The following is a 12,869-nucleotide window of genomic DNA, read 5'->3' as shown; positions in this document are numbered from 1 at the left end:
GATTTTCCTGTGGCTAGAAAGTGGTTAGGCGCATGTCAAAAAGGGATGGCCAACTCAGCTCGAAAACTTGATCGCATGTTACTCAATAGAAAATTAAAAAATTAGCAACTTATCCTGATGGCACAGCGCCCTTAACAATTCAAATATTGGCTGTAGGTAAATAACATAAAATTTGCCGCTAAATTGTCACTAGCCCTGTGGCGATAAACACCTTTTTCAAAATATTTCCACCTTAACTGATCCTATTACTAGCAACCTCGTATTGCTAGTAATAGAATTTGATGGGAAGATTAAGATGTTGTTGAGCCAATTTCGGACACCACCATTAGTGATGACTGTACCCCAAAAATCGCAAGAACCAAATACCCAACACCAAGAGCTGTGCGTTTGGTTACAAGCTGTATCCCTGAAACGTGATAAGCAAGCCTTCAGTAAACTATTTAAATGGTTCGCACCTAGGATTAGACAATTCGGCATCAAGCAATTCAATAACGAAGCGCAAGCATCAGAGCTCGTCCAAGAAACCATGACCAATATTTGGCGCAAAGCCCATTTATATGACCAAAGCAAAGGAGCACCCACTACCTGGATGTATTCGATTATGCGAAACATGAGCTTTGATATGTTACGCAAATTTCAAACGCAACGAACCGAGAGTATTAGCGATGATATTTGGCCATTAGATAATGCCCTTGCAACTGATGATGTCGATCATTTTAATGATCACCTGCAATCCAGAAACGTCACGACCTTGCTAGATATACTGCCTGAAAATCAACGACAAATTATTTTTGGTCTGTATTTTCAACAAACAACCTCAGGAACAGCTGGCAGTGCAACTCAACCTCCCAGTCGGTACAGTAAAATCGAGACTCAGGTTAGCACTGAATAAATTACGAAAACAATTGGGAGAGTCGAATGATTAAGCATCACCCAAATCCATCATTATTGTTAGCTTTCAGCCAAGGGCAGTTAGCGGCGTCCCTATCTATCGCAATATCCACTCATATTGACCATTGTCAGCATTGCCGCCATCAAGTCATGGCATTACAAGAAACATCAGCGCAATACTTAGATGATAACGAACCTGATTTAGGCGAGTGGGATGACGACGAAATGATAGCCGCTATCACCGCAGATGACTTTGAAGTCCATCCCAAACATAGTTCGCCTATACAGCTAAATATCAAAGGCACCGACTATACATTGCCCCGAGCATTGCAGTCTGTTGCCCTTTCTAGTTGGTTAAAATTAGGCAAACTGGCTAGAGCCAGAATCGATTTGAATGAAGGTGAAGTACATACCAATCTGTTGCATATAGAAAAAGGCGGCACCATCCCCATCCATACCCATAAAGGCTTTGAACTAACGGTTTTGCTTGCTGGCAGTTTCAAAGATGAGCATGGTGAATATGTACCCGGAGATTTTATTTGGTTAAATGATACTAATACCCACTCCCCTGCAACCGACACAGGATGCTTATGCCTAACTGTGGCCAACGACTCTATGCATTTTGTGCAAGGGTTCAGCAAAGCACTAAACCCGATTGGGAAACTAATTTACTAAGTCTGCAGATTAGCCGTTCTGTCAAAACCAATGCGCATTGATGAGTAACCACGCAGAATGTATCCAGTGTTTTTGGCATAAGGCGTCTGAACGGTGGCGATGCCTGTTCCCTTACTTACCGAGAACCCGGGACAAAAGCTGCGATGACATCCTTTCAGACGAGTTTTGAATACGCTTATTCTGTGTTGCTTTAACTTGAGAAAACCAGTGGCTACTTTTCAATACTGATTAGCTTTGTAGCAGCTATTCGCGCCGCTTTTAATAAAATTAACGACTAGCAATCCGTGTTGAATACTCAGCAACAATGTCAATAAATTGCGACAAAACCATGATCTAATCCAGTAACGATTACGTATACCTGACATTGCCCGTATCATTCGCGATGCAAACCTATGTGTTTTGGTACCACCCAATTGAGAATAAACGATGGACATCAATAGAATAGAAGCGTTTCTACAGACCTATCAAAAGCTAAACAAAGACAACTTAGAGTTGCTAAGAAATATTTATCATCCTGACATTCAGTTTGTAGACCCCTTACACTCTGTAACAGGGCTGCAGGCATTAACTGAGTATTTCAATAATCTATATGCCAACGTACAGAGTATTGAATTCATCATTGACCAGAGTTTTGAACATGACGACAGAGGATTCTTATATTGGACAATGATCTACCGCCACTCGTCATTGAATGGCGGTAAACCAATAACTGTATCGGGTCATAGTCATCTCAAGTTTCAGCAGCAGTTAGTGATATTTCATCAAGACTACTTAGACAGCAACGCGATGTTGTTTGAGCACATTCCATTGATAGGCTATGCCATTAAGTACTTAAAACAAAGGGCCAGCCAATGAAAGTCATGATAACAGGAGCGACTTCTGGTATCGGGCGCGCTTTAGTTAATATTTATCTAAAGCAAGGCTATACGGTCATAGCCGCCGGTAGAGACGAAGCAAAGTTGGCTGCCTTGAAGCACGACCTACCAAATATCAACACCTTGCAATTTGACGTAACCAACCTAGCACAAGTTATGCGAGTGGCAAAAGAACTGACGGCATTAGACCAACTGATTTTAAATGCAGGCAACTGCGAGTACATGACCTCATTTTCGCCGTTTGACAGTGAATTATTTGAAAGGGTTATTCGCACTAACTTACTTTCCGTCGGATATTGTTTACAAGGTTTTTTACCTAAACTCAGCAGCGGGTTCACAACTGGGCATCGTCAGTTCAAGTGTTACCTATTTGGCCTTTACTCAATCTCAAGCTTACGGAGCATCCAAAGCAGGACTGAACTACTTAGCTAGAAGTTTAAGTGTTGATTTAGCCCCAAAAAACATTGGCGTTAGCCTTATTCAATACAGGTTTTGTCGAAACACCACTTACCGATAAGAATACTTTCGATATGCCCGCAAGTGTCAGTGCCGAATTTGCCGCAAACACAATATTCAAAGGTATGAAAATGAAAAAGCATACGATCCGCTTCCCTACTCTTTTTATAACCGCCTTAAGACTACTTTCTTTACTCCCCTTTAGTTGCTGGCGAAAAATCGCAATTAACATGGCCAAAAAATAAGGAGCAGTGCAAAAATGAAGAACATCGCCATAATTGGTTCTGGTATATCTGGTCTAACAACTGCTTATTTACTTAGCCGTAAGTACAAGGTCACTGTATTTGAAAAAAACAATTATATTGGTGGTCATACTGCCACTGCTGATATCACTATCGAGCAACAAAACTACGCTATCGATACAGGATTTATCGTGTTTAACGACAAAACCTACCCTAGGTTTCTTAAGCTATTGGCCCAATTGGGAATACAGCCGCAAAAAACAGAAATGAGTTTTAGTGTCAAAAATCAACACACAGGCTTGGAATACAATGGCCACAACATGGCCACCCTTTTTGCTCAGAAGCGTAATGTGCTAAACCTTAAATTCTGGGGGTTACTCCGCAGTATTCTCAAATTCAACAAAAATGTAAAGCCTTATTTGAAGCTCGGAATATCCCACAAAATATGACATTAGGCGACTTTTTGGATCAACAGGGGTTTTCTAATTATTTTTGCCAACACTATATTTTGCCAATGGGGGCAGCAATATGGTCCACAAGCTTAAACGAAATGCGCCAGTTTGAATTGAATTTTTTCATTCGATTCTTTCACCACCACGGACTATTAAATATCAGTGATCGACCTCAATGGTATGTTATACCGGGTGGCTCTAGAGAATATATCGCGCCGCTTATCAAAGATTTTAAAGATAACATTATCTTGAATGCCGACATTAGCCAAGTTACCCGGAAAACTGACAAAATAACCGTACACTTTTCCAATGGCTTAACCAACGATTTTGATGAAGTTATACTTGCATGCCACTCTGACCAAGCGTTGGCACTGTTGGCTGATGCAACAGAGCAAGAAAAACAAACGCTAGGGAATATATCCTATCAAAACAATAGCGTAATTTTACACAGAGATATTCGTCTACTGCCTAAAAGACGAACGGCATGGGCCAGCTGGAACTATCAATTAGATGGCAATTACGACCGTCTTGCCACTGTCACCTATAACATGAATATTCTTCAAGGGCTCCAATCTAAGCACACATTTTGTGTGACCCTTAATCAAGCTGAACAGGTTGATCCCGCACTCATAATCCGACAGTTTAATTATGCGCATCCAGTATTTAACCAAGCCTGTATGGCTGCACAGCAACAAAGGCACACTATCTGTGGCGTTAACCGCACGCATTTTGTTGGTGCTTATTGGTACAACGGATTTCATGAAGATGGGGTACGAAGTGCAACGGATATTGCTAAGCGTTTTGGCGTTGATTTATGACCACAGTGCTCACTGACCCAACCAACAACCTAAACAACCTTAATAGCGGCATTTACAAGGGCTATAGGTCCGCCATCGTCGCTTTAAACATGCTACCCACGTGTTTAGTTACTCTTTATATATGCTAGCCATCGACTTAGATGAACTCCCTCAGTTGGCCAAGCAATCTTGGTTATTTGGCGAACGGTGGTACCACCCAATTCGTTTTCAAAAAAGATTACCTAGAGGGTGAACCAAACAGTTTACGCCAGCGTATACAAGATAAAGTGAAAGGACTTAGGTGGTATTTGGGATGGACACAAAGTGATAGTTGTAGCTCAGGGCCGTTGTTTTGGTCTGTATTTCAGCCCTATTAATTTTTACTTTTGCTATGACCAAGAGCGGTGTTGTCGTTATATGTTAGCAGAAGTAAGCAACACCCCTTGGCGAGAACGACATTATTACTTGGTCAATATGAACGACAGCGCTCCTACTCCCAAAACCTTCCATGTTTCCCCCTTTATGGAAATGGATATGGATTATCACTGGCGAGTCAAAGCCCCAGCCAAAAGAATGTTAGTGCACATAGAAAATCGCCAACAATCTAAAGTATTTGATGCCACGTTAACCATGCAAAAAGAATCCTTTACTTGGTCAAATTTATTGGCAACTGTCACAGCTACTCCATCAATGACATTAAAAATCGTGTTGGGTATTTATTGGCAAGCCTTGAAATTATTAATAAAAAAAGTGCCGTTTGTAGCGCACCCCGAACGCTGAGGTCATGTATGGAAAATTCACAAAGTTTAGTGACAGATATTCAATTAGATTGGTGGACGATTAAATGTAGGAAACTAGTATTCGATACATTGGACACCCTACAACAGGCCTGTATCGAAGTACAAGAAGCCAACTCGATTTATCAACTAGGCAATACCCAAGCTAGTCTGAAAGCTAAAATTGTGGTGTTAGATTCTAGTTTGTATAGTGACTTTGTTCGCGGTGGTTCAATAGGCGCTGCAGAAGCTTACATTGAATATAAATGGACTAGCCCTGATTTAACTAAGTTAATTCAGGTATTTGCTAGGCATCAGCAGCAGCTGGATCAGGTAGAATCATCTACATCGATACTTAATAAAGTAAAAAATAAGTTGCTACACTTTGCCAATAAAAACTCCCAACGAGGTTCCAAGAAAAACATTTTAAGTCACTATGACTTGGGCAATCATTTGTACGAGCAATTTTTAGATCCCAGCATGATGTATTCAGCCGCTATTTTTGACAGTCAAAATCAAACCTTAGCGACAGCGCAAACTAATAAGCTTAAAATTATTTGTGACAAACTAGAACTGACCAGCAGCGACCATTTAGTCGAAATTGGCAGCGGTTGGGGCAGTCTAGCCATTTACGCGGCCAAACATTATGGCTGTCTAGTCACCACCACCACAATTTCAGACGCGCAACATGACTATGTTCAACAACAAATAGAAAAAACGGATTACAACAACAGATCACGCTACTTAAGCAAGATTACCGAGACTTAACAGGTTGTTACGACAAACTGGTGTCCATTGAAATGATCGAAGCAGTAGGCCACGAGTTCTTACCCACTTTCTTTGCAAAATGTAACTCACTGCTAAAAGACTCGGGGAAAATGTTGCTACAGGCTATCACCATAGCTGACAACCGGTACGATAATTATCGAAAGAATGTTGATTTTATTCAGCGCTATATTTTCCATGGCGGTTGCCTGCCCTCAGTACAGATAATTAGCCAACAAGTTGCCACCCAAAGCGATATGGTAATCGACCACATTGAAGACATCGGTTTACATTACGCGCGGACAGTCAACCAATGGAATAATAAGTTCAATCAAAACTGGTCGACTTTAGCGAAAACTGGGTTTGACGGGCAATTCAAACGGCTATGGAATTTTTACCTGTGTTATTGCGAAGGAGCCTTTTTAGAACGCGCCATTAGTACCCATCATATCACCGCCAGAAAACCCAAATTTGCTGGGCAAAATGATGCCGCAATCTTGGCTTATTAATGGCATAGTATTTCAAGTCGCGTGGTTCTCAACCGCGATTTTAACAGCATTTGCAGCCAGTATTATCGGCGGCATTATGCTGCTACATTTCTAACTTATAGATCGAAAACCGGCGGACCTGAAGCTGCTACTTTTGGCACCTATTGGTTGGCTATTCGACGGATCAATGATGGCGTTTTCAATATTTAACCTGAGCTCTGGATAAGAAGTATCGTTTAAGCTGAACACAAGTTCACGCTACACGATATCAATATAATTCAATAATTTAACATATTATTTATCTAAATAATCTCAGCTAAATACTACTCGGTAACGAGATTTTTCGTGTATAGCAAGGCGGGTTGTTGTACGTCATAACGTGTTATTGCTAAACAATCCAACGCCGCTAGATACAAAAAGAGCGTTATCCAGAGGTCCGGCTTATACAAGAACCAGGATATTTACATCTAGCAGTTCAAGCGTTAATTTGGGGCTGCCTCTTTGGCTAATACTACTTTGGTATATATTCGTTTTATCTTTAAACCCCAGCTTATTGTGGCTGTCGATATTATCGTTCGTCTGACAGTTACTAATAGGCGCATTCGCAGGAAGTAAAAGCTACTTGGCGGCGATTAATTTTGGCGCGTTACAATCAAGCTTAAGCACTATGCAGCAAGTATTTTGTTTTACCGCTAGCTGTGCCGTGCTTCTGCCTATACTAGTACACTTACGTGGGACGCTCGTTAAACAGCCTGCTCCAGTATAAATAACGTTACAAAGTAGAACGAACCTGCGTTTTTGAACAAGGCGATGGTGTGCAGAAACGGTTGTGCTAATCGGCGTTGGTCGTTTTCGCCCTGCCGCCGGTAATTTTATTCGCTCGGCCTTCATCTTTGGCCTTTTCGGCTCGGCGTCGTCTAGCTTCTTTAGGATCGGCGATTAACGGACGATAAATCTCGATACGATCACCATCTTTAGGTTGGTCGGTTAGTTTACAAGCCCGATTCAAATACCCACTTTACTGTTCTGTAGGTCTATATCGGCAAAATGAGAGGCAATACCAGAGGAAGCAATGACTTGTTCAACCGTAGAGCCTGGCGCGGCTTTACATTCAAGCAAGACTTGTTTGTTTGGCAAACCATATACCACTTCTATCGTAATAAATTCTGATGTCATGTTTTTTTCTTTAATAATAGGACTAACCGATTTTCATAAAATGGCTAGATTTAACCGTAAATTTGTTTGGCCCTATCGGTGAACGCTACCACCATATTGCCAGCAATAGCATTAAACACTCGACCAAATGCCATTTCTACTAATTTACTTGAAAAAGCAAAGTCCAAATTGAGTTCTATTTTGCAGGCCGAATCACTTAGTGCCTTGATTGTCCAACCACCACTAAGTTTGGAAAAAGGCCCGTCCACTAGATCCATTTGAATTGATTCGCCACGCAGTAAGCTATTGCTTGTGGTAAACCATTGTTTAACGCCTGCCTTAGAAATAAGAATTGATGCTCGCATCATATCTTCCGTTTGCTCTAATACTTTGGTTTCAGCACACCCAGGAATAAACTCAGGGTAACTTTGCACATCGTTAATTAAGTCAAACATGGAATCGGCACTATAAGCAACTAACGCACTTCGCGATACATTCGACATCCACTCTCCTGTCATCATAAACATTAATCGACGTAGATTATCATATTAAGGCTAACTTCGGCAGCAACAGAATGTGCTTATAGTAATTCGTATCGATAAAAAGCATTTATCAATACGGACTAGTATTGTACCAACGCCAATAAATAAATTTACACTTAGCGACACCTGTAAAGCACATGATCCAAACGCGTAAATGAGTGTTTTGAATGAATCAAATTTGTATTACTTCGCGTAATTTACCTCATCTTGGTTATATTTTTGTTGTGCAGCAATACACAATCTCTATAATAGCCGCCATGAATAAAAAGAAGTCAAAATCAAATACCGACAGCACTATCGCTCTCAACAAAAAAGCCCGTCACCAGTACAATTTAAATGATAAATTAGAAGCTGGCATGGCCTTGCAAGGTTGGGAAGTAAAAGTATTCGTTCTGGTAAAGTTAATATTTCCGAGAGTTATGTCACCATAGAGAAAGGTGAGGCTTATTTAATTGGCTCAACCATTCAGCCTTTGAATCAAGCTTCTAGCCATGTGGTATGTGATTCTACTCGTAAACGTAAGTTATTGCTTAAACAGCGTGAACTGGATAAGTTGATCGGCTCGGTTGAACGCCAAGGTTATTCTATTGTAGCTACCGCTATGTATTGGAAGAAAAACTGGGTAAAAGTCGAGATTTACCTAGGTAAAGGTAAACATGAGCATGACAAACGTGATGCGGTGAAAGATAGAGATTGGGCGCGCGATAAAGAGCGCATGATGAAACACTCAGCATAAGCCGATAAAAATCTATCGAGCAAACGCGAGAGCTGTTTTTACACTATCATTAAATAACCTGGATCCTGGATAAGCCGAACCTCTCGATAACGCTCTTTTTTGTGTCTAGCGGCGTTGGATTGTCTAGCAATAGCCCGCTATTAGGGACAAAAAAACCGCCTCGCTATACACGAAAAATGTCGTTATCGAATAAATCGTAACCCAAATATAACCGGGGCCTATTTTTAAGTGCATAAATTGTTTGTGAAATTCACTTTTAAACGACACTCATTATCTCGCGTCTAAGTTAAACAAATTAAAAAGGGCAAAGTTAACTTTGCCCTTTTTTGTGCCTGTACTTATCTTTTACTATCAATCAACAAAAGTCGAGAGAAGATATTAGCTGTAGCCTTATCTTCTTTCGCTTTTTGCCAATGAAACCGTTAAGAACAAAGACGTTTTTGCCGAAATAGGCGCAAAGTCTACAGTCAGGCTCACATCATCATTAGCTTGCAAATGTTTGCCATACGTAAAGGTGCTGGCAGCCAGCACTTTGCCTTTGTTACTGCCCACTCTAAGTGTAAATGTAGCGCCTGCTGGCAGCCAATCCTGGTATTTTTGATTGATTTGTAAAGCGCTCACATTTGTTAAATCAAACTCTCCCAAAGCCAAGCTGGTATTTTGACCAGAAAAAACCACTGTTTTCACTTTCTCTCCAGTCAGAGCTAGCCCTTTAGTTTTAGGCGCTATAGTCAATAACTCTTCAGCTAAAATAGTCGGCGTACGCAATGTCAACTCATGTTGACGATTAATCGCAGACATACCATTTGCCCCATTGTCGGTATAGCTGGCTCGTAGTACATAATGCGCCTCTTTTTTCACCACCGGTAAATGACCTTTCAATGGCAAGCTTGGCGCTTTCGACTTGTTCAATAGAATGTACTGACTCAAAGTCGTGCGTATTGCGTCAGATAAAAAGTCATGAGCTGGCATTTGATGTTGTCCCCATTTGCCAGTACTACCAGCGGCTATGGTATTCTTTAGGTAACGGATAGGGTCGTCGACACTAGAGTATTTATCAGCTATTTTCTGAAATGATGGCCCGATAGAATCCGCTTGCTCTTGGTGACAGCCAATACATAGATGCTTTTTGGTGGCTGCTCAGTCAGGACCAAATGGATCGTTCGCTAAATGCCCCACTGCGTTTTCACTCGCCCTAGCATTGGTTTGACTAAAGGTAATGTCCACCTGAGCAAATTCAGCTGAGGCTTGAGTCAGTCTGCCATCTTCTAAATCTTGAATATTCACTTGGTAACTAACTGGCGCCGCGTTCGGCCAAATAAAATCTTGGTTGCCCTGTACACTAATATCAATAGTAGGCGGCGCATTACCGACTTCAATAAGTTGTTTAACAGAATGACTGTCCCCTGCTTTATCGGTAACTTGTAACGCCAGCGCATAACGGCCATTTTGTTCTATGGTAAAGGTTGCCTCGACACCTTGTGCTTTTTGAGCTTGGCTAAACTCAGCGGTATCAATACTTTGTTCAAGACTTAATGCAGCCAGTTGCCATTGGTAAGTTAGCGGATCTAAATCTGGATCAGTCGACCCTGCACCCGACAAATTAACAGTTAAAGGAGCAACGCCTTGCGTAACCGATGCTTGAATATTTGCGGTGGGCGCTCTGTTTCCATCTCCGGTATAGACAATTCGAGACAACTCTGAATCAGGGTTGTCAGCAAACCACTTAGAGCCATATTCCAAGGCATACAATTGTCCTTGGCGACTAAACTTTATATCCAGCGGAGCATGAAATTCTGCATCTGGGGCAAACTCTTCAATTTTATATATATCACCGTTTTTATCGCTAAATACAACTTTAATCCAGCGCCGCATAAAATCAGAGATAAACAAACCACCATCATAGTAACTAGGTAATGCCCCTTCACCTTGCGAGGTACGATACACACCAGCCACTAGGGCATTTCGCGAGCCAGCTCCTAACTCAGGGAATTTTTCTGATTGCCCATATGGATACCAAATAAAAGCCGGCTGCGCGGGAGGTAATTGCGTCAACCCAGTATTGCGTGGAGAGGTATTCACTGGACTCAAAGGATTGTTCCATTTACCCGCAACTTCAGTTGCATAATTAAACTGGCGGTAAGCTTTATTATTTGCAACAAACAATGGCCAACCAAAATTTCCCGCTTCACGCACACGATTCACTTCGTCATACCCTTTAGGGCCGTGCTCATCGTTATCGGCTTTGCTGTCTGGACCAACATCACCGTAATACAAGGTACTTTCTTGCTCATCGAAAGCCAAGGTATAAGGGTTGCGCGTACCCATTACATAAATTTCTGGTTTACCTTGGGCCGCATCTGCAAACAAGTTGCCATCAGGAATTGTATAGGAGCCATCCGCCTGAGGCGTGATACGTAAAATTTTGCCTCGAAAATCTTGAGTATTGGCAGATGAGCGATAACCATCATGCGCTTCGCGGCCTTCTCTAAAATCCGCAGGCCCCACACCAAACGCTTCAAAAGGATTGGAGTTGTCACCTAACGCAATAAACAAGTTACCTTTATCATCAAACTCCATATTGCCGCCTGTATGGCAACAAGTATCTTCAAATTTACTTTCAAGCATCATCACTTCCGAGTTAACAGAAAGTTGACTGTCAACTAAGGTGAATCTTGACACTCGTTGTATCAACACCCCGTCTGTCGGTGCTAAATTATACATAAGGTATAGGTGATGATTACTGGCAAAATTAGGATCGAGCGCCACTGTCAATAAGCCAAACTCTTTATCGGAGAATACGTCGATTTTACCGATTTCACGCATCTCTTTAGAAACAGTATCTACCCAATTTACTTGTCCTTTTCGTTCGACAAAAATAACGCTCTTGCCATCTGGGGTAATATCTAAGCTAACCGGCTCTTTTAGGCCAGACACTAATGTTTGTTTAACGAAACGATTAGGCTCTGGTCGTGACTTCGCATAATCTCTAACGTTGTCGCCAATAGCGTATTCAATGCCGCCTAACAGATGATCCATATATAGCGCATTTTTGAAGTTATCGGCATTATGCCCAATACCAGTGTAGAACGAACGCCCCCCATCAAAATCGTGATACCACGCAATCGGGTGATAGCCGTGATGACCGCCACCATGATATGTGCTTTCATCGACCTTCATTAAATCAATCCGGCGGTCAGACAAACTTTTGAAATCATACCATTCGTCAGCCATAGTAAAATTATCAGGAAAGTCTTTCGTCGCTGGATGGTTTTTATTAATAACTTGAACCCTAGCCGTTTGCACATTTGACGGCACATTAGGATGGCTCGCAAAAACACCCCCAACTAAACGGCGATACCATATCCAATCACCGCCCCATTCGGTATCAGTAGCGGCATGAATACCCACAAAACCGCCACCAGCTTGAATGTAACGTTCCATTGCCACTTGCTGTGGCTCGTTTAAAATATCCCCTGTCGTATTTAGAAAAACTAACGCCGAGAACTCAGCCAAATGAGTATCGTTAAATAGACTTGCATCTTCAGAAACCGTCACTTCAATGCCTTTTTTCACTAAAGCTTGCTTTAACCGCTCAGTTCAGGCTCGATAGATTTATGTCGATAGCCCATCGTTCTACTAAAAATTAGCACTTTTTGACTCGATTTTTCCGCGGTTGTTGGCTGGTTATCCTCGCCACATCCAAACAACAGCACACTGCCAAAGGCGATACCAATTACAAATACAAAGCGTGATAACGTTTTCATACCTACTCGACTTACCTGTTTTTTTAAATATAAAGAACACGCATACTACTTTCGTCTTATCTATAGTCAATAGCCATTAAACCAACAAACAAGTCGACTAGCGCACCATCTCAATTAACCAAAGGCTTACAAAGCTAATTATTTTTTTAACAATTAGGCTTACCAAATATTCAAGAGGCACTTTACGTAAAAAGAATAAACCATTACTAAACAAGCAAATGCTCTAGCAAAGTGCCGTTTTAGATATTTAAG

8 protein-coding genes and 6 pseudogenes are annotated in these 12,869 nt (G+C 41.5%); 9 read left to right on the top strand and 5 right to left on the bottom strand.

Annotated elements, in window-relative coordinates; all coding sequences use genetic code 11:
- Positions 1-331: 331 nt before the first annotated feature.
- The 8 genes and pseudogenes from RS130_RS13010 to RS130_RS23830 all read left to right on the top strand — a co-directional run bounded on the left by RS130_RS13010 (position 332) and on the right by RS130_RS23830 (position 6,438).
- Positions 332-926 (top strand): annotated as a pseudogene (locus RS130_RS13010) (sigma-70 family RNA polymerase sigma factor).
- Positions 919-1,566, top strand: a complete 648-nt coding sequence (locus RS130_RS13005) for a ChrR family anti-sigma-E factor (RefSeq protein WP_316026293.1) — start codon at positions 919-921, stop codon at positions 1,564-1,566. The pseudogene RS130_RS13010 and the gene RS130_RS13005 overlap by 8 nt, the downstream one beginning before the upstream one ends.
- A 426-nt stretch (positions 1,567-1,992) precedes the next feature.
- On the top strand, positions 1,993-2,421 hold the full coding sequence (locus tag RS130_RS13000) for a nuclear transport factor 2 family protein (RefSeq protein WP_316026292.1): 429 nt from the start codon (positions 1,993-1,995) through the stop codon (positions 2,419-2,421).
- Positions 2,418-3,142 (top strand): annotated as a pseudogene (locus RS130_RS12995) (SDR family NAD(P)-dependent oxidoreductase). The gene RS130_RS13000 and the pseudogene RS130_RS12995 overlap by 4 nt, the downstream one beginning before the upstream one ends.
- A 14-nt stretch (positions 3,143-3,156) precedes the next feature.
- A pseudogene (locus RS130_RS12990) lies at positions 3,157-4,409 on the top strand (NAD(P)/FAD-dependent oxidoreductase).
- A gap of 121 nt (positions 4,410-4,530) precedes the next feature.
- A complete protein-coding gene (locus RS130_RS12985; RefSeq protein WP_316028053.1) occupies positions 4,531-4,641 on the top strand; it encodes a hypothetical protein in 111 nt (36 codons plus the stop codon).
- Positions 4,642-4,712: 71 nt separating this feature from the next.
- Positions 4,713-5,168 (top strand): DUF1365 domain-containing protein, encoded by a 456-nt coding sequence (locus tag RS130_RS12980; protein ID WP_316026291.1) that lies wholly within the window; start codon positions 4,713-4,715, stop codon positions 5,166-5,168.
- An 8-nt stretch (positions 5,169-5,176) separates the two neighbouring features.
- A pseudogene (locus RS130_RS23830) lies at positions 5,177-6,438 on the top strand (class I SAM-dependent methyltransferase).
- 811 nt (positions 6,439-7,249) lie between these two features.
- On the opposite strand, the pseudogene RS130_RS12965 reads toward RS130_RS23830, so the two are convergent.
- Positions 7,250-7,593: pseudogene (locus RS130_RS12965) on the bottom strand (RnfH family protein).
- Between the two features lie 50 nt (positions 7,594-7,643).
- Positions 7,644-8,075, bottom strand: coding sequence for a type II toxin-antitoxin system RatA family toxin (locus RS130_RS12960; RefSeq protein WP_316026289.1), 432 nt, complete (start codon positions 8,073-8,075; stop codon positions 7,644-7,646).
- 296 nt (positions 8,076-8,371) lie between these two features.
- Here RS130_RS12960 and smpB point away from each other — a divergent pair.
- Positions 8,372-8,850 (top strand): annotated as a pseudogene (gene smpB / locus RS130_RS12955) (SsrA-binding protein SmpB).
- 390 nt (positions 8,851-9,240) lie between these two features.
- On the opposite strand, the gene RS130_RS12950 reads toward smpB, so the two are convergent.
- Genes RS130_RS12950 through RS130_RS12940 form a run of 3 tightly spaced genes read right to left on the bottom strand, consistent with a single transcriptional unit; the run spans position 9,241 to position 12,617 of the window.
- Entirely contained in the window at positions 9,241-9,966 is a 726-nt protein-coding gene (locus tag RS130_RS12950) for a c-type cytochrome (protein ID WP_346433343.1), read from the bottom strand.
- A gap of 24 nt (positions 9,967-9,990) precedes the next feature.
- Positions 9,991-12,426: a ThuA domain-containing protein gene (locus tag RS130_RS12945; protein ID WP_316026287.1), complete on the bottom strand. Its 2,436-nt coding sequence runs from the start codon at positions 12,424-12,426 to the stop codon at positions 9,991-9,993.
- Between the two features lie 11 nt (positions 12,427-12,437).
- Positions 12,438-12,617: a hypothetical protein gene (locus tag RS130_RS12940; RefSeq protein WP_316026286.1), complete on the bottom strand. Its 180-nt coding sequence runs from the start codon at positions 12,615-12,617 to the stop codon at positions 12,438-12,440.
- Between the last annotated feature and the right edge of the window lie 252 nt (positions 12,618-12,869).

The organism is Paraglaciecola aquimarina (genome assembly GCF_032464635.1).
Classification (GTDB): domain Bacteria; phylum Pseudomonadota; class Gammaproteobacteria; order Enterobacterales; family Alteromonadaceae; genus Paraglaciecola; species Paraglaciecola aquimarina.
This window is presented reverse-complemented; position numbering and strand designations above follow the sequence as displayed.